The following is a 23,073-nucleotide window of genomic DNA, read 5'->3' as shown; positions in this document are numbered from 1 at the left end:
GGGTTCGCGGGTGCCAAGGACCTCCCCGATTGGGGAGGAGGTCCGTGAGCATGGCAGGCTTTAGGGGTCGATCCGCTACAAGGGGAAGAGGCTGCGGTGCGAGGCTGGCACGGATTGGACGACGTGCCCGAGGACTGGGGCAGGTCCGTCATCACGATCGGCGTCTTCGACGGCGTGCACCGCGGGCATCAGCAGATGGTGGCGCGTGCCGTCGCGATGGCCGCCGGCCTCGGGCTGCCCTCGGTGGTGGTGACCTTCGACCCGCACCCCGAGGAGGTGGTGCGGCCGGGCACGCACCCCCCGCGGCTCACCACGGCCAGGCACCGCACCGAGCTCCTCGCCGCGCTGGGCGTGGACGCGGTCTGCGTCCTGCCGTTCACGCTGGAGTTCTCCCAGATGACCCCGGACGAATTCGTCCAGACCGTGCTGGTGGACCGGCTGCACGCGGCCGGGGTCGTGGTGGGGGAGAACTTCCGCTTCGGCCACAACGCCTCCGGCGACGTGGAGACGCTGCGCACCCTCGGCGAGAAGTACGACTTCGTGGCCGAGGGGGTCCCGCTGGTCAGCGACGGGGAGACGATCTCCTCCACGCTGATCCGCGAGCAGATCGCCTCCGGTGACATGGAGGCGGTCACCCTGACGCTCGGCCGCCCCCACCGGGTCGAGGGGGTGGTCGTCCGCGGCTACCAGCGCGGCCGGCAGCTGGGCTTCCCCACGGCCAACCTGGAGTCGCCGGAGTTCACCGCGATCCCGGCCGACGGCGTCTACGCGGGCTGGCTGCAGGGCGTCTCGACCGGCAACCTGCCGGCCGCCTACGGCGGCGAGCGCTGGCCCGCGGCGATCTCGGTCGGCACCAACCCGACCTTCGAGGGCGTGCCGCGCACCGTGGAGGCGTACGCGCTCGACCGCGACGACCTGGATCTCTACGGCGCGCACATGGCCGTGGACTTCGGCCCCAGGCTGCGCGGCAACACCAGGTTCGACTCGATCGAGGCCCTCGTCGAGCAGATCCACGCAGACGTGGAGAGGGTCCGGGACCTGACGAGCTGAGCCCGGCCCCTCTCTTTCGTCCCCCCGCCGTCTCCCCCTCCCCGCCCGGCCCGCCCGGGATGTGCGAGGGCGTCGGAGCCGGTGGTAACCTGGCATGTCAGCTCTGTGACCGGTGGTACGGCCACCCCGGCGCTGATCTCGCCACGGCGACTGTAGGCACGCACGGTCGTTCGGGGAGCCGGAAATCGCGCGTGCCCGCAGAGGTTCAAGGAGAAAAGTGTCGCTCGACACCGCCGCAAAGAAGCAGATCATCGGTGACTACGCCAAGGGTGAGACCGACACCGGTTCCCCCGAGGTGCAGATCGCGCTGCTGAGCAAGCGCATCAGCGAGCTCACCGAGCACCTGAAGGTGCACAAGCACGACCACCACAGCCGCCGTGGCCTGCTGCTGCTCGTCGGCCGCCGCCGCCGGCTGCTGAAGTACCTGCAGAGCAAGGACATCCAGCGCTACCGTTCGCTCATCGAGCGTCTCGGCCTGCGCCGATAGCCTGACGGGGGGGCGGCGTCCACGCCGCTCCCCCCTCTCATCGGGTCCGTTCGTCGGCGCGTCGCGCAGGAAAGACACCGGCCCGGTGAGCAAACTGAACAGCCGAGAAAGTGCCCCGCGTCCGCAAGCAAGCGCGCCCCACGGCGTCGGAGGGCCGGTCCTCGGTAGTGGCCCCCGGTCATCATGGCGCGAAGCCATACGGAACCGGGCGCTTCGATCGAAGACCGGCGCTGCACCTACGGGGAGCCGGCAACACGACGAACCAGGCGCGACACGTGCGTCTGGCCGGACGCGGGCGACCGATCCCAAGGAGGTCCCCCGTGGAGGGTGTCCACAGCAGTGAAGCCGTCATCGACAACGGCTCATTCGGCACGCGTACCATCCGGTTCGAGACCGGGCGGCTCGCGCGCCAGGCGGCGGGTTCCGCCGTCGTCTATCTCGACGACGACACGATGGTCCTGTCCGCGACCACCGCGTCCAAGAATCCCCGCGAGAACCTCGACTTCTTCCCGCTCACGGTGGACGTCGAGGAGCGGATGTACGCCGCGGGCCGCATCCCGGGCTCGTTCTTCCGGCGTGAGGGCCGTCCCTCCGAGGACGCCATCCTCACCTGCCGCCTGATCGACCGCCCGCTGCGCCCCTCGTTCGTCAAGGGCCTGCGCAACGAGATCCAGGTGGTCGCCACCGTCATGGCGCTCCACCCCGAGCACCTGTACGACGTCGTGGCGATCAACGCCGCGTCGCTGTCCACCCAGCTCGCGGGCCTGCCGTTCTCCGGCCCGATCGGCGGCGTGCGCGTCGCCCTGATCGAGGGCCAGTGGGTCGCCTTCCCGACCAACACCGAGCTGGGCAGCGCCACCTTCGACATGGTGGTGGCGGGCCGCGTCCTGGACGACGGCGACGTCGCGATCATGATGGTCGAGGCCGAGTCCACCCGCGACACGCTCAAGCTCGTCGCCGAGGGCGCGGTCGCCCCCACCGAGGAGACCGTGGCCCAGGGCCTGGAGGCCGCCAAGCCGTTCATCAAGGTGCTCTGCGAGGCGCAGGCCAAGGTCGCCAAGGTCGCCGCCAAGGAGACCGCCGATTACCCGCTCTTCCTCGACTACCAGGACGACGCCCTGGAGGCCGTGAACGGCGCGGTCAGGAGCGAGCTCGCCGCCGCGCTGACCATCGCCGGCAAGCAGGAGCGCGAGACCGAGATCGACCGGGTCAGGACGCTGCTGCTGGAGAAGGTCGGCCCCGACTTCGAGGGCCGCGAGAAGGAGCTCGCCGCGGCGTTCCGGTCGCTGACCAAGAAGCTCATGCGCGAGCGGGTCATCTCCGAGGGCGTCCGCATCGACGGCCGCGGCGTCAAGGACATCCGGCAGCTCAGCGCCGAGGTCCACGTCGTTCCCCGGGTGCACGGCTCGGCCCTGTTCGAGCGCGGCGAGACCCAGATCCTGGGCATCACCACGCTCAACATGCTCCGGATGGAGCAGATGATCGACACGCTCAACCCCGAGCGCACCAAGCGCTACATGCACAACTACAACTTCCCGCCGTACTCCACCGGCGAGACCGGCCGGGTGGGCTCGCCCAAGCGGCGCGAGATCGGCCACGGCGCGCTCGCCGAGCGGGCGCTGCTGCCGGTGCTGCCGCAGCGCGAGGAGTTCCCGTACGCGATCCGCCAGGTCTCCGAGGCGCTGAGCTCCAACGGCTCGACCTCCATGGGCTCGGTCTGCGCCTCGACGATGTCGCTGCTGGACGCGGGCGTCCCGCTCAAGGGCATCGTCGCGGGCATCGCGATGGGCCTGATCAACGAGGGCGACCAGTACGTCACGCTGACCGACATCCTCGGTGCCGAGGACGCCATGGGCGACATGGACTTCAAGGTCGCCGGCACCAAGGACGTCATCACCGCGCTCCAGCTCGACACCAAGCTGGACGGCATCCCCGCCTCGGTGCTCTCGGCCGCGCTGCGGCAGGCCAAGGGCGCCCGGCTGGCGATCATCGACGTGATGCAGGAGGCCATCGACTCCCCGGCGGAGATGAACGCGACGGCCCCGCGCATCATCACGATCAAGATCCCGGTGGACAAGATCGGAGAGGTCATCGGCCCGAAGGGCAAGATGATCAACCAGATCCAGGACGACACCGGCGCCGAGATCACCCTGGAGGACGACGGCACCATCTACATCGGTGCCACCGACGGCCCGTCCGCCGAGGCGGCCAGGTCGGCGATCAACGCCATCGCCAACCCGCACATGCCGGAGGTCGGCGAGCGCTACCTGGGCACGGTCGTCAAGATCGCCGCCTTCGGTGCCTTCATCTCCCTCATGCCGGGCAAGGACGGCCTCCTGCACGTCTCCCAGATCCGCAAGCTGCACGGCGGCAAGCGCATCGAGAACGTCGAGGACGTCATGAACGTCGGCGAGAAGGTCCAGGTGGAGATCGCCGAGATCGACGCGCGCGGCAAGCTCTCCCTGGTGCCCGTCGAGGTCATCGAGAAGGAGTCGGCGACCGGTGCCGACACCGACGACGACTCCGGCGACGACGACTCCCCGGCGGCGGCCCCCGCGGCCGAGGCGTCCGGCGAGAGCCGCCCGCCCCGCGAGGAGCGGTCGCGTGACGACCGTCCCCGCGAGGAGCGGCCGCGCCGCACCCGTACCCGCAGCAGCGGTGGCGGTGGCGGCGGCAACCGCGGCGGTGGCGGCGGAGGGGAAGACCGCAACTCGTGATCACCACCACTCTGCACCCCGGCAGGGACGGCGCCGGGGTCGTGAAGCGCACCGTCCTCCCCGGTGGGCTCCGGGTGGTGACCGAGTCCATGCCGACCGTGCGTTCCGTCGCGGTCGGCATGTGGGTCGGCATCGGATCGAGAGACGAGTCCCCCCAGCACATGGGGTCCTCCCACTTCCTCGAGCACCTGCTGTTCAAGGGCACGCCCACCAGGGACGCGCTGGAGATCTCCGCGGCCATCGAGGGGATCGGCGGTGAGATCAACGCCTTCACCGCCAAGGAGTACACCTGCTACTACGCGCGGGTCCTCGACGAGGACCTGCGGGTGGCGATCGACGTGCTCGCCGACGTGGTGACCTCCTCGATCATCACCCCCGAGGACGTCGAGGCCGAGCGTGGCGTGATCCTGGAGGAGATCGCCATGCACGACGACGATCCCTCCGACGTGGTGCACGAGCAGTTCTCCGCCGAGCTGTACGGCGACACGCCCGTCGGCCGGCCCATCCTGGGCACCGTGGAGTCCATCACCGCGGTCACCCGGGACCGGATCGCCGAGTACTACCGGCGCTACTACCTGCCCACCCACACGGTGGTGTCGGTGGCCGGGAACGTCGACCACGAGCGGGTCGTCGCCCTGGTCGCGGCGGCCTACGAGCGGGCAGGGGCCCTGGGCGGGGAGGCCTCGCCGGTGCCGCCGAGGCTGACCGGGCCCGGGGTGGAGAGCCGGTCGGGCACGCGGGTGGTGCACCGGCCGACCGAGCAGGCCAACCTGGTCCTCGGTACGACCGCGCTGACCCGCACCGACGAGCGCCGGTTCGCGCTCGGCGTGCTCAACGCGGCCCTGGGCGGCGGCATGTCCTCGCGCCTGTTCCAGGAGATCAGGGAGAAGAGGGGCCTGGCCTACTCGACCTACTCCTACACCTCCTCCCTGGCCGACACCGGCCAGTTCGGCATCTACGTCGGCTGCCTGCCGTCCAAGATCGACGACGTGCTGAAGATCTGCCGCGAGGAGGTGCAGCGGGTGGTCGCCGACGGCATCACCGAGGAGGAGATCGTCCGCGGCAAGGGCCAGATGCGCGGCGGCCTGGTGCTCGGCCTGGAGGACACCGGTTCCCGGATGTCCAGGATCGGCAAGGGGGAGCTGGTCTTCGACGAGCTCCTGTCGGTCGACGACCTGCTCGCCAGGATCGACGCGGTGACCCCGGAGCAGCTCACCGAGGTCGCCCAGGACGTGCTCACCCGCCCGATGACCCTCGCGGTCATCGGCCCGTACGACGAGGACAAGGACTTCGGCGCGGTCCTGACCGGCTGAGGTTCCCTCGCGAGGCGGCCCCGGCGCTCCCGCGCCGGGGCCGTCCGTCGTCCGGGGCCGTCCGTCGTCCGGGGCCGTCCGTCGTCCGGGGCCTGCCGGGTGCCGTCGCGCTCGTCCGCGCCGCGGGCCGTCCCCGTCCGGGGCCCTTCGGTATATTGGCCCGGTGATCAGGGTCGGAGTTCTCGGCGCCCGCGGGCGCGTCGGTGTCGAAGTGTGCAAGGCCGTCGAGGCGGCGGGCGATCTGGAGCTGGTCGCGGCCGTCGACCAGGGCGACCCGATCGAGCGCCTGGAGGGCGCCGAGGTGGTGGTCGACTTCACCCACCCCGACGTCGTCATGGACAACCTCGAATGGTGCATCTCGCACGGCGTCCACCCGGTGGTCGGCACCACCGGCTTCGACGCCGGCCGGCTGGCGACCGTGCGGGGCTGGCTGGACGCCCACCCCGGGGTCAACGCGCTGATCGCCCCGAACTTCGGTATCGCGGCCGTGCTCATGATGCACTTCGCCCAGCAGGCCGCCCGCTACTTCGAGTCCGCGGAGATCGTCGAGCTGCACCACCCGAACAAGGCCGACGCGCCCTCCGGCACCGCCCGCCGCACGGCCGAACTGGTCGCCGAGGCCCGGCGCAAGGCCGGTTCGGCGCCGATGCCCGACGCGACCAGCACCGAGTTGGACGGGGCCCGCGGCGCCGACGTGGACGGGGTCCGCGTGCACGCGGTGCGGCTGGCCGGGCTCATCGCCCACCAGGAGGTGATCCTGGGAGGCGACGGCGAGATCCTCACCATCCGCCACGACACCATGAACCGCTCGTCGTTCACCCCGGGCGTGCTCCTGGGCGTGCGCCGGGTCCGCGAGCTCCCCGGCCTCACCGTCGGCCTGGAGCACCTCCTCGACCTGTAGGGACCCGCGCGGGGTCCCCGCCCCGGGGTGGGACCCGCACGCTCAGGGGACGGTGTGGGTCTTGGCGACGGCGATCCTGGAGTCGCCGAGGAACAGCTCCTGTGGCGGCGGGACGTACCCGGGAAGCCCGGCCATGTCCCCGGGGAGCGAGCTGACGTCCGTGACCCGCAGCCGGATCGGCCCCTCCTCGGTGGCGAAGGTCAGGGACGCCTCGACGCCCTGCGGTCCGGGCGCGTGGAAGACGAAGCCCGCCCCCAGGTCCTTCGAGGTGCCCTCCGGCACGGTACGGCCCGCCACGGTCAGCGAGCGCGGCGTCGCCGTGTCACCGGCCACGCGCAACCCGATCAGGCCGGCCCCGCGCTCGGAGCGGATCAGCACGCGCACGGTCCGCACCCCCGCCCCGGTCGTGTCCTCGATCACCTTCAGCGAAGGGGCCGGCAGCGGGGCGGCCTTCGCGGGGGCGATGAGTTCGGGTGTCTCCCACACCTCGGGGAACGGCCGCGCGCCCGAGGCCACGCCACCGTACCGGCGGGCCCACCGGTCGGGTGAGGTGGAGGTCACCCAGACGGCCTTGCCGGTGTCGGCGTCCAGCCCGTACCCCAGGGCGGTCTTCCTCGGGTGGTCCTTGTCGACCTTCTCGAGCTGCAGGCCCACGCCCACCAGGGCGACCGAGACGACCAGCGCCGCCAGAGGGACCAGCGGGGCACGCCGGCGCGGCCAGATCATCTCGACCAGCGGCAGGACGAGACCGCCGAACAGGATCGCCTGCGGCATGACGGCGTAGCCCGCGTACGACAGTCCCATCGGCAGGGCGGCCCACGCGCCCGGCGCCAGGATGAGCGCGGCCGGGAGCAGACCGGCGGTCAGGGCCACGACGCGCCACCGCGGGGGAAGGTACAGGGCGGTCAGCGCGCCCAGCGCGGCCCCCAGGACGGGCCAGGTCATCACGTGCGACGATCCCGGCGACAGCACGCCCAGGGCGGCGCCCAGCAGGGCGGGCCAGACCAGCATGCCCAGCGCGAGCGCGGAGGGGCCGAGCCGGCGGCGGAGCGGCACGTACCAGGCCAGCAGGACCGTGGCCGCGATCGCGAACACGGCGACCCAGAACGCCTCGGGACGGTACGGCGTCGTGGTGGTGGTCCCGCCGAGCTCCGGCCGGACCGTCACGAGCGCGTCCCAGAACCCGATGCCCGCGCCCACGCCGAGCGCGAGCGGCACCAGGGCCGACACGGACGCCAGGAGCGTCCTGCGCAGCGTGGTCACGCCCCGGCGGCGGGCCAGCAGGACCAGCGCCGTCGTCGCCACGAGGGCGAGGCCGCCCACCACGGACGCCGCCCAGGCCGGGTAGCGGACCAGGACGTCGGGGGGGACGTTGAAGTAGACCAGCTCCTGCCCGGTCTCCAGCCGCGTCAGGTCGGCCTGGCCGAACGCCCGCACGAGCGCCAGCGTGTTGTCCCCCATCTGCTGCAGCGTCGGCAGGTCGACGTGGGCCGGGTCGTCGAGGACGCTGTGGTAGTAGGTGCCCTCGTTGGCGTAGGCGGAGTCGAACACCGACATCCCGGCCGGTTTGAAGGCGGTGAAGTCGGTGTCGTTCGGCAGGATCTCCATGAGCTCGGCGAAGGCCGAGTCGGCCACCGGGTGGGGGGCCACCGATCCGAAGATCGAGATGAGGCCGGAGTTGGGCCTGGTGGTCCGGAACATCAGGACGGGGCCCTTCGCCCCGCGCGCCTCGTTGTTGATCACCACGCTCCGGCCCTTGGCGAGCGGGTGCCCGGCGACGAACGCCTCCGCGCCCAGGAGCCCGACCTCCTCGGCGTCGGTGATGAGGAGCACGACGTCGTTGCGCGGCCGGGTCCCGCCGGCGATCAGCGCGCGGGCCGCCTCCAGCGCGCTCGCCGTACCGGATCCGTCGTCGTTGGCGCCCGGTCCCTGCGGGACCGAGTCGTAGTGCGCCGTCACGAAGACCCGCCCGGTGGGGGCGGTGCCGGGGACGACCGCCACGATGTTGAAGACGCGGCCGGCGATGACGGACGGCGTCTCCAGCGTCCGCGGTGCCAGGCCCGTGGCCTCGTGCACCTGGGGTTGCAGGCCCATCCGCCGTAGCTCGCCGACGAGGTAGTCGCGCACCCGCGCGTGCTCGGGGGTGCCGACCGGGTGCGGCCTGGTCGCGAAGCGCTCGATGTGGGAGAAGGCCCGCTGGGCGCTGAAGGTCCGCGCCGGGGCGTCGGGCGGGCTCACCGACGAGGGGTTGAGGTCCACGACCGTCCAGGCGGAGACCAGGAGCAGCACTCCCAGGGCCACGAGCCCGGTGACCAGGGACCGACGGCCCGCTAAGGCGGGGACGTCCTCTTCCGCGGGCGGGGTTCTCTTTCCGATCGTCGTCATCGCCGTTGCTCCCGTGCTCTCACATCCCGCACCTCATTGCCGGCGGCGCCGGAGAGGACTACAAGGAGGGGCCTCACATGAATTGCCGCAAAAGATCTTCATATGCCTGTGAATCACGATCTGAGGTGATCTTCGTCCGCGGGAAAGGGACCTTCACCGGAGGAACCGGACGGAAGGAGGGAAAGGCCTCGGCCAGGTCGTCGGACCGGGGCCGCGGAGGGGGCGGCGTGGCGTTCGGGGGTACGCGGTGCTTCCGGGTCCCTTCATCATGCCCGTCCCGGAGGGGCCCGGCGAGACCTGCGCCGCGCCGTGCGTCCCCGGACGACCCGTGCGGATCCCGATGAGCCCCGCGCCGCGCCGCGTGCCCGGAAACCCGTGGGATCCGGCCGGTACGCGGGGTTATCCTTCGGCTCATGACAGGCACTCGACCCTCGACGTCCGAGGTCCGCTGGGCGCGGCGGGAGGAGCTGGCCGGGCTGGTCGCGGTGGAGCTCGCGGCCGACGGCCTCTTCGCCCGGGTCGGGATCACCTTCCCGCCCGGGAGCACGATGATCGAGGGGGCCGGCGACCCCTCCCGGGTGCTCGTCGCGGGTGAGCCCCCGATCGGGTTCGCCCTGTTCGGGACGGTCGACGGCCAGGTCCACCTGGACCAGCTGGCCGTCCACCCCGACCACGGGCGCAGGGGAGCCGGGGGACGCCTGGTGGAGGCCCTGTGCGCCCACGCCGCGGCGACCGGCCACACCGCGGTGACGCTGACGACCTACCGCGACGTGCCCTGGAACGCCCCCTGGTACGCCCGGCGCGGCTTCTCGGTGCTGGACGCCGGGCGCTGGGGGCCGGAGCTGTCGGAGCTGGTACGCCACGAGCGGGAGCTGGGAATCGAGGTCGCCCCCCGCGTGGTGATGCGCCGCACGGTGTGAGACGGCCGCCTCCCGCGCCGGGCCGTCAGGCGCGCGGCCGGGGAGCTCCCCGGCCTCTCAGAGGGCCAGTCCGACGGTCAGCAGCAGGCCGTACACGAGCTGGAAGCGGCCGGTCTGCTGGAGCGTCGTGATGAGCGCCGGTCCGACCGCGCCCGCGCGGACGGCCCGCACCGGGGCGAGGGCGAGCGGCGCGGCGAGCAGGGCCAGCGCGGCGAACGGCCGCCACGGCACCAGGGCGACCGCGATCACCAGGGGCAGCACCAGGCAGAGGGTGTACAGGACGCGGGTGCGCCGGTCGCCGAGGACCACGGCCATGGTGCGCTTGCCCACCGGGCCGTCGGTCACCAGGTCGCGCAGGTTGTTGACCACCAGCATCGCGCAGGCCAGCAGGCCCGCCGGGACGGCCGCGGCCACCGCGAGCCAGGGCAGGCGTTCGAGCTGCACGTAGGTGGTGCCCGCCACGGCCACCAGCCCGAAGAACACGAACACCGAGATCTCGCCGAGCGCGCGGTACCCGTACGGGCGCGAGCCGCCGGTGTAGAACCAGGCGGCGGCGATCGAGGCGGCGCCGACCAGCAGCAGCCACCACGCGCCGGTCGCCACGACCAGCGCCAGCCCGGCCACCGCGGCGGCCAGGAAGCAGAGCAGCGCCGCGACCAGGACCTGCCGGGGAGACGCCGCGCCCGAGCCGACCAGCCGCATCGGGCCGACCCGTTCGGCGTCGGTGCCGCGTACCCCGTCGCTGTGGTCGTTGGCGTAGTTGACGCCCACCTGCAGGGCCAGCGCCACGAACAGGGCCACCAGTGCCCGCCACCACACCCCGCCGTCGTACCCGACGGCGACCCCGGTGCCGACGGCGACCGGGACGACGGCGGCGGGAAGGGTGCGCGGGCGTGCTCCGGCGATCCACTGGCTCGGGGTGGCCATGGGGGTACGGCGTTCCTCTCCGGTTCTAGCTGATGTCGGTCGCCAGGCGGATCATCCGCACCGTACGGCCCATGTCGATGACCCGCTCCGCACCGTCGGCGCCCCACCCGGCGGACTCCAGGAACCCCAGGACCGCGTGGTTGTCGGCGAAGACCCAGGTCACGATGGTGTGGTAGCCGTCGTCACGCAGGTAGTCGACCGTGGCGTTGAGCAACCGGCTGCCGTGCCCGCGCCGGACGTGGTCGGGGTCGATCAGGAAGGTGAGCATCTCACCGGCGACGGTCGGGTCGAGGTCGGGATCCTCGGCGGGGGCGTGCGAGGCCAGGCCCGCGACCTTCTCGGCGCCCCGCATCGCCGCCATGGCCTCGATGCCGCCGGGGCCGAGGGCGGGAAAGGCGTCGGTGTCCAGGACGACCTGCTCCACGGCCACCAGCACGCGGTGCCGGGAGCTGGGCGGGGAGGTGATCGCGTCCTCCCACTGCTGCCGCCACATGTTCTCGGCCGCCGGGCTCGTCATCTGCTCCAGCGGTCCTTCGGGAAGGAACTCCCGGTAGCCGTACTTCCAGGCGCGGATCTGGGTGCCCGTCACCGCGGCGACATCCTCGTGCCGAGCCGCCCGCACGCCTACGTCTGCCATCTCGGCCCGCTCCTTATCTGCCGTCTGCCGTCGCCTCGGAACGCGCTGTCTCGCAGATCTCGTGCCACGCGAGCGGGCATCAGGCGGGTGGATCCGTGAGGCAGGCTCTTACACCGTATCGGGGAATCCGACTCAGAGATGACGTGAACCCGGCTCCGTCTGCTGACGAGCCCGATATGCCCGTGTCTTCGTGCGGTTGCCGCAGACCTTCATGGAACACCATGACCGGGAACGGTTCTTGGAGGAGTCGACGAACGCCCACTGGCAGGTGCTCTCGGTGCAGACCTTCAGGCGCGGCCACATGCCGGCGGCGTGGGTGTCCATCACGGCGGCGACGATCCGGGCGAGTCCCCCGGGCACGCCGGTGTCGACCGGTTCGAGCACCGGCCCGGCCGGGCCGAGCACGACCTGGAGCGGGAGCCCGGCGAACGCCCGGGAGAGCCCGGGGGGCGGGCCGTTCTCCTCGTCGTGACCGGTTCCGGCACGGGTCTCTCCCGCGCCGGTGCCGGTGGCGGTGCCGGTGGCGGTGCCCGCGTCGGTGCCGGTGGCGGTGGCGGGGGGACGGTCCCGGGCCGAGGGGCGGTCGTGGTTGCGGCGGAGCGCCTCGCGCAGGCTCTCGCGGAGCTCGACGGCCCGCGCCAGATCCGTTCCGCCGGCCGCGTCCCCGGGCCCGATCAGGCCGCGCCGGCCGAGCCAGGCGGTGAGGGCGTCCGGGGAGGGGATCGACTCGGTGCCCGTCTCGACGTCGTACGTGTTCACGAAGTCGATCACCAGGCCGGAGGGATTGTCCATGTCGCTCACCTCTTCACAACCACTGTACGCCATTAGGGGGTTGTGCTCGCGGCGACACCGTCATAACGTGATGGATGGTTTCGTGATGGGAGTTCCGCGTGTGGTACCTGGCCTATGTCGCCTTCAGGGAGAGCCGCAGGCAGGAGTCGTACCGGAGGAGAAAAAATGATCATGAGGGCGTGGAGGGGCTGGACGCGCGCCGAGGACGCCGCCGCCTATGAGAAGTACCTGCTGGCCACCGGTTACGTGGGGTACACCTCGACCGCGGGCAACCGCGGGGTGTGCTTCACCCGCCGCGACGTGGGGGACAGGAGCGAGTTCCTGCTGACCTCGCTCTGGGAGTCCTGGGAGGCGATCCGCGCCTTCGCCGGTGAGGACCCGTCGCGTGCCGTCTTCTACGACGAGGACGACCGCTTCCTGGTGGAGCGCGAGCTCGTCGTCACCCACCACGAGGTCTTCGCCGCATCCTGAGCCGTTTCCCTGTGAGCCTTCGGTCCCATTGCCGGGGCGTTCCTCATGGGGATTCCTCGCAGGCCGTTCCATCGGGGGTTCCTTCGTGGGTTCCTTCGGGTCGTTCCTTGGGGGCGTTTCGGAAGGCGCGTCCCCGGGGATCCCGATGCCTTCGGGGGCGGGCATCGGGATCCCCGGGCCGTCCGGGTGTCATCCGCGGCCCGTGGGTGTCGCGTTCGCGGTTCGTCCCTGGTGCGTCGGTGTCGCGTTCGCGGCCCGTCCGCGGCCTGTTCGGTCCTTCTGCGGCCCGTCCGCGGCTCGTTCGAGGTCCGTCGTGAGCGGTCAGGATCCGTTCAGGGCGGTCGCCAGCCTGCGGACGCCCTCGACCAGCTCGGCCGTGTGCACCGGAGCGGAATGGGTGATCCTGATGCGCGGCCCGGGGGGCTCGGCCGGGTAGTGGACGCGTCCGGGGCCCACCAGGACGCCCGCCCTCCTGGCCGTCTCCACCAGAGCGTCCTCGTCCCGGTCGGCGGGGAGCCGCAACCACAGGTGCAGGCCGCCACGGGGGACCAGGTGGAGTTCGGCCTCGGGCATCCTGGCGGCCAGGGCCGCGACGACCGTGTTCCTGCGCAGCGTCAGCTCGGTCTCCAGGGTGGACAGGTGACGCCGCCAGGCGGGCGAGCTGACGAACTCCAGGGCCGTCTCCTGGAGGAGCCTGGCCACGAAGAACGACTCCACCAGCTGGTTCGCCCTCAACCGGTGGGCCGCGGGCCCGCGGGCCACGACCCCGGCGACCCGCATGCTGGGCGAGAGCGGCTTGGTCAGCGAGTTGACGTGCACCACCGTGCCGTGGGCGTCCAGCGCGACCATCGGCGGCGGCGCGGACGGTGAGGCGAAGTAGCGGGCGTAGTCGTCCTCGATCACGAACGCGCCGGCCGCGCGGGCGATCGCCAGCACCTGCTCACGCCGCTCCAGGGACAGCGTCGCGCCGGTGGGGTTGTGCAGGGTCGGCTGGCAGAAGAAGACCCGCGCGCCGGTCACCGCGAACGCCTCGGCGAGCAGGTCGGGCCGGACCCCGTCGCGGTCCATGGGGACGGCCGTCGCCCGCAGCCCGGCGGCCCGTGCCGCGGCCCGCGCGCCCGGGTAGGTGGGCGTCTCCACCAGGATCGGGGTGTTCGGGGCGGCCAGGGCGCGGAAGGCGTGGGTGAGCGCGGCCTGCCCGCCGCTGACGACGAGGACGTCGGACGGGGTGACGTCGCCGCCCACCTCCTGGGCGAACCACCTGCGCAGCTCGGGCAGCCCGGCCTGCGGGGGCATCGCCCAGACGTCGGGGCGCCGGAGCGCCCGCGAGGCGGCGGCCGACAGGGCTCTGGACGGACGCAGGGCCGGGTTGAGATAGCCGCCGGTGAGCGGGACGACCCCTTCGGGGGGCGGGGTGAGCAGGGACGCGACCGCGCTGTCGTCCACCACCCGGTCGCCGAGGGCCACCGTCTGCCACGACATGTCGGCACCGTCGTCACCGCGCGCGACGGCAGGTGTGACGGCCGGCGCGACATAGGCCCCGCTGCCGGGCCGGGTGACCACCCGTCCCTCCGCGGCGAGCCTGCCGATCGCCCGTGACACGGTCACCGGGCTCACCCCGTGCAGCCGGACCAGCTCGCGGCTCGACGGCAGCCGGTCGCCGGGACGCAGGCGCCCGACCTCCTCGCGGAGCATGGCGGCCAGTCGGACGATACTGCTATCGTCATTCATGAGGGATAAGAGTAGCGCTATCGTTCCGGATCCAGTAGCGGTCGACAAGGACCCCGGTGTCGGTGCCGGTGCCGCCGGCGGTGGTGCGACGTCACCCGGCACGCCGGGCCGGGGCGGGGTGCGGCCGGGGACGGCCCGGCGCGGGACCGTGCTGGCCGGGCTCGGGGTGCTCTCGTTCTCGGGGTCGTTCCCGGCCACGGTCTTCGCGATGGAGGGCTTCGACCCCTACCTGGTGGCCATCGGCCGAGCCGTCATCGCCCTGGTCGCGGCGGTCGCGTTCCTGCTCGTGGCCCGGGTGCCGCTGCTGCCGCCCAGGTCGCAGCTCCGGTCCTACGTGGTCATCGCGGGCGGCGTGGTGTTCGGCTTCCCGATCTTCAGCGGGGTGGCGCTCGACGCCGGGGCCTCCACCTCGCACGCCGCCGTGGTGATAGGCCTGCTGCCCGCCGCCACCGCCGCGTGCGCCGTGCTGCGCGCCGGAGAGCGGCCCAGGGCGCTGTTCTGGGTCTCCTGCGGCCTGGGCGCCGCCGCGATCACGGTCTTCACCCTCAGCATGGGCGGGGGGCACGTCAGCTGGGCCGACGTCCTGCTCGTCGGCGCGCTGCTCTCGGCCGCGGCCGGCTACACCGAGGGCGGGCGCCTGGCCCGGGAGACCCCCGGCTGGCAGGTGGTCTCCCGCGCCCTCGTCGTCGCCGCCCCGCTGACCGTGCCGATCACCGCGGTGCTGGCGCTGACCACCGAGATGCGGCCCGACGCCGCCTCGCTGACCGGGCTGGCGTACGCGGGCCTGATCTCGATGTTCCTCGGTTTCATCCCCTGGTACGCCGGGCTGGCCATGGGCGGGATCGCCCGCGCCGGGCAGACCCAGCTCGCCCAGCCGCTGCTGACCCTGCTGTGGGCCTGGCTCCTGCTCGACGAGCGGTTCGGCCTCGCCACGGTCGTGGCGGCCCTGGCCGTACTGGCGTGCGTCGCGCTGACCCAGCGGACGCGCACCTGAGCGCCGGGCCGTCGTCGAAAGGACGCCCCTGGGGTTTTCCTCAGGTACCTGCTGCGGAGCCCCGCGGCCGGACGGGCGGCCCGCCCCATGGGACGGGAGGCGTCCCGTCCATAGCGTCTTCCCATGATCCTTCATCGACGTGCGCCGCTCACGGCGGCCGTCCTGCTCACCCTGCTCTCCCTGCTGTCCGTACTCCCGGTGTCCCCGGCCTTCGCCGACGGTGAGGGCCTGCCACGGCACACGGTCACGTCCGAAGAGGACCCGCGGCGCACGGCCGTCACCGAGGAGGACCCGCTGCGGCGCATGGTCGCCACGAAGGCGGCGACGGCCGCGCTGCTGCGGGTGGACGACGGCACCCGTACCCGGACGAGCGCCGCCGGGGTCCGCGACCTGAGGACGAGGCGCCCCGCCACCGCCAACGGCCACTTCCGCATCGGCAGCGTCACCAAGACCTTCGTCGCGACCGTGATCCTGCAACTGGCCGACGAGGGCCGACTGAGGCTCGACGACCCGGTACAGCGTCACCTGCCGGGCCTCGTGCCGAACGGCGACGCGATCACGATCCGGCACCTGCTCAACCACACCAGCGGCCTGTACGACTACATGAGCGAGGAGGGCCTCTCCACCAACCGGTGGCGGGGAGCGGACCGGTTCCGGTCGTACGGTCCCCGGCGGCTGCTCGCGGTCGCCCTCGCCAAGCCGCCGTACTTCACGACGCCCGGGAGCTCCTGGCGCTACTCCAACACCAATTACGTCGTCGCCGGGATGCTGATCGAGAAGGTGACCGGCCGGCCGTACGGGAAGGAGGTGGAGCGGCGCATCCTGCGTCCGCTGAAGCTGACCCGCACCTCCGTCCCCGGTGACGCGCCCGGCCTGCCGGTGCCGCACGCGCGCGGCTACGAGGCGCTGCCCTCGGGCAAGGTGGTGGACGCCACCCGGATGAACCCGTCCCTGGACTGGGCGGCCGGAGAGATGATCTCGACGACGGGCGACCTCAACACGTTCCTCACCGCGCTCCTCGGCGGCAGGCTGACCAGCGCGGCGATGCTGGAACAGATGCGCACCGCCGTCGACACCGGTGCCGGTTTCGCGTACGGCCTGGGCCTGCAGCGGTACACGCTGCCGTGCGGCAGGACGGTCTGGGGGCACAGCGGCGAGCTGATCGGTTACCTGACCTTCTCCTTCCGCGCCGACGACGGGCGCGCGATGACGCTCTCCGTCAACCCGCACGTCCGCCCGGTCTCGACGGAGGAGATCTTCTCCATCGCCTCCGGCGTGCACTGCCAGGGCGGCTGAGCGGGGTACGACGCGCGCTCCCCGGGCCTTTGGACGGTCCTCTCCTCGTTCTCGGAGCAGAGGAACGGACATTCCACGGCGAGTCGGCCGGGGGCCCCTGTTGCTCGACTCCCCGCCACCGGACAATAGGTTGGAACACTGACTCTCGCTCCCGCCGGCCGGTACGACCCGGTGGCGGGGCGGGAGCCCTCCGATGACGTAGGGAGACGGGTCGTGGGCGTGAGCCTCGCGGTGGGAGACAAGGTCGAGGACTTCGAGCTTCTCGACGAGACGGGCACGCCGAGACGGCTCAGCGAGTTCCTCGCCAAGGGACCGGTGGTGCTCTTCTTCTATCCGGCGGCGATGACCTCCGGATGCACGGCCGAGAGCTGCCACTTCCGTGACATGGCGGCCGACTTCGCGGAGGTGGGCGCCACCAGGATCGGCATCAGCCGCGACACGGTCGAGCGGCAGGCGAGGTTCGCCCGGACCAACGATCTGGGCTTTCCCCTGCTCTCCGACCCGGACGGCACGGTCGCCCGGCAGCTCGGAGCCCGCCGCACCATCGCGGTCGGCCCCTTCCTCACCCGCCGGATGACCTTCGTCATCGACGTGGACCACCGCATCCTGGAGGTCGTCCACAGCGAGACCTCCATGCAGTCCCACGCCGACCGGGCCCTGGAGGTCCTCCGCTCCCGCCCTCAACGGTGATCGGACGACGAGTCGCACGTGTTCGCCCTTCCCTCGGTCGGTCGGATCTCTGTCAGAGAGCCGATGGCTGGGGCAACAGATCGAGAACCGGGCAGTCCGGTCGGCAAGGAGCGGGGGGTCCGCTCCAGCCTCGTGCCATCAGGACACGGCACACCTGGACGGCGACCGTGCACGGACGATGAGTGACGTCGGCGTAGCCGTATCTCAGCGAGGCGCAGTCTCTTTCCGCGGCGGCGTCGTCCCTGCGCATGTCGCGAAAGGCGTCACGGTGGAGGTGCCCGACCCGGCCGTCGAGATGGACGACCGTCCGATATCGCTCGTAGGTAGGGCCTTCAGCGACGGAGGGAGATCTCGGCAGGACGGGGTTCGCATGCTCAAAGAATGGCGTTTCCTGCGGAAGAGCCCTTGAGCCGAATGTCGTTCTGTGGATAAACCCTCACCTGCTCGCCCTCGCGCGGACGCGCAAGCCGATAGCCATGATCTCCATCGACCGGAGCGGCACGGGAGACGTCCTCCGTCGTCCCCCCGCTCGTCACGGTCATCCGCCGTAAAAGGTGAAGCGGCAGGGGTGGGACGGCGTCAGGGAGCCGGTGACGGGTGGCCGGGCCGAGAGCACCGATGTGCGGAGATCTCAGGCCTCGAGGCAGGGTGATTCCGGGATCTGCCGCCTGTGGGCCCTCTTCATTCGTTCTTCGGCGACTCGGGCCATCTCTCGGGTTGTGACACGTACGTACCGCGATGGCGGACGGTGAAGACCCACCCTTGCTCCCGCAGGAAGGCGACGGAATTGCGGATGGTCACCTTGGCCACGCCGTACTGCTGCATGAGCATCTTCTCGCTGGGAATGGCCCTGTTCGGCTGGAATTCTCCATCACGGATTTGTTTGGCGACTTCAAGGGCGATCTCTTGATAAAGCGGTGTTTTGCGAGGAGCGCGCGGAACGTCCGGTTCACCGACAAAGGTGCCCTCGCCCTGAACCGTGTAGACCAGCCCTTGTTCGCGTAGCTCGCGGGCCACCCGGCGGGCGGTGGTCCGGGCGATTCCATACTCGTCCCCGAGCTCGGTCTCGCTGGGCATCGCCTCACCGGGGACGATTTCACCGTTGTTGATTCGCTCTCGAATGACATCGGCGATCTGTTTGTAGACCGGTATTGGGCCATCGCGATCGAGCACGGCTAAATGCTAGACCAATAGGTACGTTCACCTACAAACTAGACGCTCACCAGCACGAACATGTACGGGCTGGTAGACCGGAGGAGACGAGTTCACTTATGCTCACTCCGGTGAGCACGTAGGAGACGGGGGCGTCAGCGGTGATCGGAGTGCTGGTCGAACGGCATCACGGGCACCACGTTGCGCCGTTGCGGCACAGGCACCAGCTCGTCGACTGGCGGCCCGAGCGGCCCAGGGCCGGCCGGTTGCGGATCAAGGAGCACACCTGTGACTGCCGGCCCGTCTTCTACGAGCTCTGTCAGGCGGGTGGGCTGATGTTCGTACGGCGAACGGAACGGACGAGAAGGGAAGTGGTCGTGCACGAGTCGCCCTGGACGATCGCCCGGCGAACACAGGATCTGTGGCTTCGGCTCCTGGAGGGCGCCGCCCACTGACGTCGGTGTGCCGGTAGGAGGGGAGCCCTCCAACCGGCACACCCGAGCTCCCGACCTTCCTGAGGGGCCATGACGATCCGGGAAGGTCGGGCGGCGGTTCCGCACAGTTCGGAGGGGATCGGTGCGGAACCGCCGAACGACGCCCGGCAGGCTTCCCTTCCCACACGCCTGCCGGGCTCTTTCTCCTGGAGAACGCGCCGTATCTCCCGAAGAGGTCACATCAGGAACAGAGGGGAAGGGTCGAGGGTGCGGATGGGGCCTTGTGCCGGGCTTCGAAACCCTTCGATCACCGAACGAACAGGCCTCGGAACGGGGAAGAGATCCTTTTCGCCCTGATTTTTCGTAATCAATCCCGAACGCCTCGTCCGAATTCTCGTTTCGGGGGCAGGGAGTCTCATGATCTGTTGGGATCGTTCTCATTGGATGGGAACGATCCCAACCGATCATGGAAAACCCTTGCTCGCAGCCCATGAATCGAGCCGTACGGGCTTCGTGCGCCCTGTACGACCCACTTCGGCCCTGGTTCGGCTCGGCCGTCCATGCGGAACGCCTCGCAGCCCACTCATGCGAAGAACCCCCGCGGGTGGAGCCCGTCCGCTCCCGATGCTCGGGCGTACGTCGTGATCGGGATGACGGGCGGCCGTCACGAGGTGAGCTTGAGGTGGAACTCCTCGACGGTCTCCCCGCGGGAGGGGGAGAACCCGCTGTCCTCGCCGTGGACGCTGAAACCGCACTTCTGCAGGACCCGCAGGGATCCCAGGTTGTCCTTCGCGACCCGGGCGAACAGCGGCCGTGCCGGATGGCGGGTGAGGAACTCCGTGACCCCCTGGACGCGATGCCGCGTCCCCAGTGCTCCGGGGCGATCCAGTAGGTGATCTCGAGCTCGTCGGGCGGGCCGTACGTCAGGACGTGACCCACGACCTCACCGTCGAGCAGGATCGTCTCGTTGACGCTGTCGTTGTCGAGGATCCGCCTCCAGCGGGCGGTGAAGGCGTCCAGGTCCGAGGGGTCCTTCGCGGTGAACGCCGCCATCCGGTTGGCCTCCGGATCCAGCTGGTGCCGGTAGAACGCCTGGAGGTCGTCCTGGATCGTGTCGCGCAGTACGAGATCGCTCACGCCGTGCCCTTCTCACCGTGCGGCCGGCCTCTAACCGGGAGGGCCCGAGGCGGAGACCAACGTCCGGCACACGGTAGGGACGGGCACCGACAAGCGAGCGGCCGTCAGGGCTCGCGGAGCGCGCACGAGGCGGCGTCCGCACCGGGAAGTCGATCGTGATCTGGGACGATGGCCCGTCCCGCCGTCGGGTGATCCCTGTCTCACGCCCTGGGGGAGAGATCATCGCCCTGTCATAATCGGCCCATGGGAAAGAGTTATGAGCGGATAGACGGCAGGCTGCGTGCCTTCATCGAGGCGCAGCACATCTTCTTCACCGCGACGGCGCCACTGGACGGCGACGGCACCGTCAACCTTTCGCCCAAGGGCCTGAACGGCTCGTTCGCCGTGCTCGACGAGCTCACCGTGGCCTACCTCGACTTCGCCGGCAGCAACGCCGAGACGATCGCCCACCTGCGCGAGAACGGCCGCATCACCCTGATGTGGTGCGCCTTCGACGGCCCTCCCAACATCGTGCGCGTGCACGGCCGGGGAGAGCCGGTCTTCCGCGACGACGCGCGCTGGGCCGAGCTGATGAGCCACTTCCCGGACATCGACCCGACCCTGCACGGCCTGCGCGCGATCATCGTCGTGACCGCGGAGAAGATCCGCGACACCTGCGGGTACGCCGTCCCGTTCATGACGTACGACGAGGACCGCCCGCTGCACGCGTCGCGCTTCGCGCGTGAGACCGACGAGTCGCTCGACGAGTACTTCCAGAAGAAGGATCACGTCGCGACCAGCATCGACGGTCTTCCGGGGCTGCCCCTGCCGCTGCCGCCGCTTCCGCGCACCGCGTGACCCCGGGCGGGTGAGGCGGAGGGCGGACGCGGCCTCCGCCTCACCCGCCGCGCGTACGACGTGATCCGGAGGCCGGGTCCTCCGGACAGGACGCGGGGGACGGGTCGCAGGGGACGCGGCGCCAGGTGGTGTCGGTGACGATCAGGTGGTCGAGGAAGCGCAGGCCGACGGTCTCGGCGGCGTCGCGGAGACGGTCGGTGACGGCCAGGTCGGCCGGGCTGGGGTCGAGGGAGCCGCTGGGGTGGTTGTGCGCCAGGCCGAAGGAGGAGCCTCCGGAGGTGAGGACGACGCTCATGATCTCCCGGACCGGGGCGGGGGCGTGGTCGCTGCCCCCCTCGCTGACGATCGCCGTACGGGTCACCGCGCCGCTCGGGTCGCAGACCACGGCCACCACGCGCTCGTGGCCGAGCCCGCGCAGCAGGGGGGCGACCACGGCGGCCAGGTCTCCGGAGCAGGTGACGCGGCGGCGTTCCGGCTCCGACTGTGCCTGCCGCACCAGGTGGAAGGCGGCGATGACCCTGGCGGCCTTCGCGGGGCCGATGCCCGGGACCCGCATCAGCCGGTGGGCGTCGGAGCGGGCCAGGCCGTGCAGGTCGCCGCAGTGGGCGATCAGGTGGGAGGCCAGCTCCACGGCGTTGGTGCCACGGCTGCCGGAGCCGATCAGCAGGGCGAGCAGCTCACGGTCGGCCAGCGCGGTGGCGCCACCGGCGAGGAGGCGCTCCCGGGGCTGGTCACCTGCGGGCATGTCCTTGACGCGCATCGGCACCTCCGGCTCGGAAAACCAGGTCGGTTCTACCAGGGCGCGCCGACATTCCGGCCGGGCCCGCCACGGGGTCTGCCGGGGGAACGAGGGGCTCTCGGAACGCGAGGTCTCAGAAGGAGCGGAGGGCTCCCGGATCGTGCGAGGGCCTCGGGAGCGACCCCTGAGGGACAGGGCTCAGGGTGGGGGAAGGACCGGATCGTGCGAGGGCCGCGGGGACGACACCTGGAGGCCGGGACTCAGGGGTGCAGGGGGTGGCTGTAGACCAGGCGGAAGCGGTCGCCCGGGATGACGATGTCGCTGGTCTCCACAGGGCGGTCCCCGGCCCAGTGGGTGCGCTCGACGTGCAGGACGTGGACCCCGGCCGGCAGGGCCAGGGCGTCGCTCTCGGCGGGCTGCGGGACGCGGGTGTAGACCTGCTCGACGATGTCGGTGATCTTGACGCCCTGGGCGGACAGGCGGGCGACCAGGCCGCGCGGGACCTCCTCGGCGGGCTCGGCGAACTCGGCGGGCTCGTAGGAGGTGGCGAGCTGGATCGGCCTGCCGTCACCGCGGAAGACGTAGCGGGTCCGGACGATCGGCGCGGACTCGTCCAGCCGCAGGCGGTGCGCGATGTCGGGGGTGGCCTCGGCCGGCTCGGTCCGCCAGTCCCAGGTGGCCCGGGTGCCCTGGGACTGGATGTCGGCGCCGAAGGGGGTGTGGTGGTCGTGGAAACGCCAGCGGTGCAGCGGGAGCAGCACCGGCCGTTCCCGGACGTAGTGTCCCGAACCGACGCGGCCGACGATCAGGCCCTCGGCGGCGAGCACCCGCAGCGCGTGCCGGGCGGCGGTCTCTCCCACGCCGTATCTGCGGGTCAGCTGGGCGCGGGAGGGGACGGAGGCACCGGGAGGAAGGGAGCCGTCGACGATCTGGCGCCGGATGTCGGCGACGACGCGCAGGTAGACAGGATCGGAGCTTGCCACGTGTCCATCCCTGGGTTCTGGGGTTGTCCCATCCTGTCGTATTCAAGGCGCAACGCAGGGTAATGGTAACGATTTGGAACCCCAACTTTGCGGGCCGGCTCCCAGAAGTGGCCAAAAATATCTCAGAGACCGTGTAACGCCCGCGTAAGAAGCGCCGATTCAACGGTAGAGGTCGTCGATGTGTGTACCCCCGAGCACATATCGGCGGCCTCTTCTCGTGTCCCGGGGGCATTCTGGGGCCGTTCCCGGGATCGTTGGGCCCGCGAAAACGGTCAAAACACCTCTCCGCTATCATATGAGGCATGAAACTCCGGGCGCCACGCCCGCGTGCGCGGTGAGGGCGATCGGCCTCGTCCGGCCCCGTCCCCCGGTGGCGGGGGGGGGGGGGGGGGGGGGGGGGGGGGGGGGGGGGGGCGGGGGGGGCCCGCGCCCCCCCGCGGGGGGGCGGGCGCGGCGGCCCCCCAGCGCAGCAGAAGAAAC

20 protein-coding genes and 1 pseudogene are annotated in these 23,073 nt (G+C 71.4%); 12 read left to right on the top strand and 9 right to left on the bottom strand.

What is annotated here, in order from left to right:
• Positions 1-96: 96 nt before the first annotated feature.
• From ACIBCT_RS38285 to dapB, 5 genes are all read left to right on the top strand, one after another.
• Positions 97-1,050, top strand: a complete 954-nt coding sequence (locus tag ACIBCT_RS38285) for a bifunctional riboflavin kinase/FAD synthetase (protein WP_399196922.1) — start codon at positions 97-99, stop codon at positions 1,048-1,050.
• Between the two features lie 217 nt (positions 1,051-1,267).
• Positions 1,268-1,537 carry a 30S ribosomal protein S15 gene (gene rpsO / locus ACIBCT_RS38280; protein ID WP_344905268.1) on the top strand — a complete coding sequence of 90 codons (270 nt, stop codon included), beginning with the start codon at positions 1,268-1,270 and terminating at the stop codon, positions 1,535-1,537.
• Positions 1,538-1,857: 320 nt separating this feature from the next.
• Complete coding sequence (locus ACIBCT_RS38275; protein WP_399196921.1) at positions 1,858-4,254, top strand: polyribonucleotide nucleotidyltransferase; 2,397 nt, start codon at positions 1,858-1,860, stop codon at positions 4,252-4,254.
• Positions 4,254-5,567 carry a M16 family metallopeptidase gene (locus ACIBCT_RS38270; RefSeq protein ID WP_399196948.1) on the top strand — a complete coding sequence of 438 codons (1,314 nt, stop codon included), beginning with the start codon at positions 4,254-4,256 and terminating at the stop codon, positions 5,565-5,567. Before ACIBCT_RS38275 ends, ACIBCT_RS38270 begins: the two co-directional genes overlap by 1 nt.
• A 163-nt stretch (positions 5,568-5,730) precedes the next feature.
• Positions 5,731-6,468 (top strand): 4-hydroxy-tetrahydrodipicolinate reductase, encoded by a 738-nt coding sequence (gene dapB / locus ACIBCT_RS38265; protein WP_344905262.1) that lies wholly within the window; start codon positions 5,731-5,733, stop codon positions 6,466-6,468.
• A gap of 42 nt (positions 6,469-6,510) precedes the next feature.
• Here dapB and ACIBCT_RS38260 read toward each other — a convergent pair whose 3' ends face one another.
• Positions 6,511-8,853 carry a M20/M25/M40 family metallo-hydrolase gene (locus tag ACIBCT_RS38260; RefSeq protein ID WP_399196920.1) on the bottom strand — a complete coding sequence of 781 codons (2,343 nt, stop codon included), beginning with the start codon at positions 8,851-8,853 and terminating at the stop codon, positions 6,511-6,513.
• Positions 8,854-9,266: 413 nt separating this feature from the next.
• On the opposite strand from ACIBCT_RS38260, the gene ACIBCT_RS38255 reads away from it, so the two are divergent.
• A complete protein-coding gene (locus ACIBCT_RS38255) occupies positions 9,267-9,773 on the top strand; it encodes a GNAT family N-acetyltransferase (protein ID WP_399196919.1) in 507 nt (168 codons plus the stop codon).
• 57 nt (positions 9,774-9,830) lie between these two features.
• Here the strand turns inward: ACIBCT_RS38255 and ACIBCT_RS38250 are convergent, their stop codons facing one another.
• From ACIBCT_RS38250 to ACIBCT_RS38240, 3 genes are all read right to left on the bottom strand, one after another.
• Positions 9,831-10,700: a 1,4-dihydroxy-2-naphthoate polyprenyltransferase gene (locus tag ACIBCT_RS38250; protein ID WP_399196918.1), complete on the bottom strand. Its 870-nt coding sequence runs from the start codon at positions 10,698-10,700 to the stop codon at positions 9,831-9,833.
• A 25-nt stretch (positions 10,701-10,725) separates the two neighbouring features.
• Positions 10,726-11,337: a GNAT family N-acetyltransferase gene (locus ACIBCT_RS38245; protein ID WP_399196917.1), complete on the bottom strand. Its 612-nt coding sequence runs from the start codon at positions 11,335-11,337 to the stop codon at positions 10,726-10,728.
• Positions 11,338-11,469: 132 nt separating this feature from the next.
• Positions 11,470-12,129: a CGNR zinc finger domain-containing protein gene (locus ACIBCT_RS38240; RefSeq protein WP_399196916.1), complete on the bottom strand. Its 660-nt coding sequence runs from the start codon at positions 12,127-12,129 to the stop codon at positions 11,470-11,472.
• A 171-nt stretch (positions 12,130-12,300) separates the two neighbouring features.
• Here ACIBCT_RS38240 and ACIBCT_RS38235 point away from each other — a divergent pair, with 171 nt between their 5' ends.
• Positions 12,301-12,600, top strand: a complete 300-nt coding sequence (locus tag ACIBCT_RS38235) for a hypothetical protein (protein WP_399196914.1) — start codon at positions 12,301-12,303, stop codon at positions 12,598-12,600.
• Between the two features lie 321 nt (positions 12,601-12,921).
• Here the strand turns inward: ACIBCT_RS38235 and ACIBCT_RS38230 are convergent, their stop codons facing one another.
• On the bottom strand, positions 12,922-14,331 hold the full coding sequence (locus ACIBCT_RS38230; RefSeq protein ID WP_399196913.1) for a PLP-dependent aminotransferase family protein: 1,410 nt from the start codon (positions 14,329-14,331) through the stop codon (positions 12,922-12,924).
• Here ACIBCT_RS38230 and ACIBCT_RS38225 point away from each other — a divergent pair.
• From ACIBCT_RS38225 to ACIBCT_RS38215, 3 genes are all read left to right on the top strand, one after another.
• Positions 14,330-15,325 carry a DMT family transporter gene (locus tag ACIBCT_RS38225; RefSeq protein ID WP_399196911.1) on the top strand — a complete coding sequence of 332 codons (996 nt, stop codon included), beginning with the start codon at positions 14,330-14,332 and terminating at the stop codon, positions 15,323-15,325. The genes ACIBCT_RS38230 and ACIBCT_RS38225 overlap by 2 nt on opposite strands.
• A 123-nt stretch (positions 15,326-15,448) precedes the next feature.
• Positions 15,449-16,621 carry a serine hydrolase domain-containing protein gene (locus ACIBCT_RS38220; protein WP_399196910.1) on the top strand — a complete coding sequence of 391 codons (1,173 nt, stop codon included), beginning with the start codon at positions 15,449-15,451 and terminating at the stop codon, positions 16,619-16,621.
• Between the two features lie 213 nt (positions 16,622-16,834).
• Entirely contained in the window at positions 16,835-17,311 is a 477-nt protein-coding gene (locus ACIBCT_RS38215; protein WP_399196908.1) for a peroxiredoxin, read from the top strand.
• Between the two features lie 681 nt (positions 17,312-17,992).
• On the opposite strand, the gene ACIBCT_RS38210 is transcribed toward ACIBCT_RS38215, so the two are convergent.
• Positions 17,993-18,484: a GntR family transcriptional regulator gene (locus tag ACIBCT_RS38210; RefSeq protein WP_399196907.1), complete on the bottom strand. Its 492-nt coding sequence runs from the start codon at positions 18,482-18,484 to the stop codon at positions 17,993-17,995.
• A gap of 188 nt (positions 18,485-18,672) precedes the next feature.
• On the opposite strand from ACIBCT_RS38210, the gene ACIBCT_RS38205 reads away from it, so the two are divergent.
• On the top strand, positions 18,673-18,918 hold the full coding sequence (locus ACIBCT_RS38205) for a hypothetical protein (protein WP_399196906.1): 246 nt from the start codon (positions 18,673-18,675) through the stop codon (positions 18,916-18,918).
• A gap of 828 nt (positions 18,919-19,746) precedes the next feature.
• Here the strand turns inward: ACIBCT_RS38205 and ACIBCT_RS38200 are convergent.
• Positions 19,747-20,034, bottom strand: a pseudogene (locus ACIBCT_RS38200) (GNAT family N-acetyltransferase); the annotation flags it as partial.
• Between the two features lie 243 nt (positions 20,035-20,277).
• On the opposite strand from ACIBCT_RS38200, the gene ACIBCT_RS38195 reads away from it, so the two are divergent.
• Positions 20,278-20,871 (top strand): pyridoxamine 5'-phosphate oxidase family protein, encoded by a 594-nt coding sequence (locus ACIBCT_RS38195; RefSeq protein ID WP_399196905.1) that lies wholly within the window; start codon positions 20,278-20,280, stop codon positions 20,869-20,871.
• A 40-nt stretch (positions 20,872-20,911) separates the two neighbouring features.
• Here ACIBCT_RS38195 and ACIBCT_RS38190 read toward each other — a convergent pair whose 3' ends face one another.
• Positions 20,912-21,631 (bottom strand): RadC family protein, encoded by a 720-nt coding sequence (locus tag ACIBCT_RS38190; protein ID WP_399196904.1) that lies wholly within the window; start codon positions 21,629-21,631, stop codon positions 20,912-20,914.
• A gap of 239 nt (positions 21,632-21,870) precedes the next feature.
• Positions 21,871-22,593, bottom strand: a complete 723-nt coding sequence (locus tag ACIBCT_RS38185) for a GntR family transcriptional regulator (RefSeq protein ID WP_399196903.1) — start codon at positions 22,591-22,593, stop codon at positions 21,871-21,873.
• Positions 22,594-23,073 lie beyond the last annotated feature (480 nt).

Origin of the sequence: Streptosporangium sp. NPDC050855 (assembly GCF_044456585.1) — a bacterium.
In the GTDB taxonomy this organism is placed as follows: domain Bacteria; phylum Actinomycetota; class Actinomycetes; order Streptosporangiales; family Streptosporangiaceae; genus Streptosporangium; species Streptosporangium longisporum.
The sequence above is the reverse complement of the archived record's forward strand: the minus strand, read 5'-3'. Positions and strand labels throughout refer to the sequence as shown.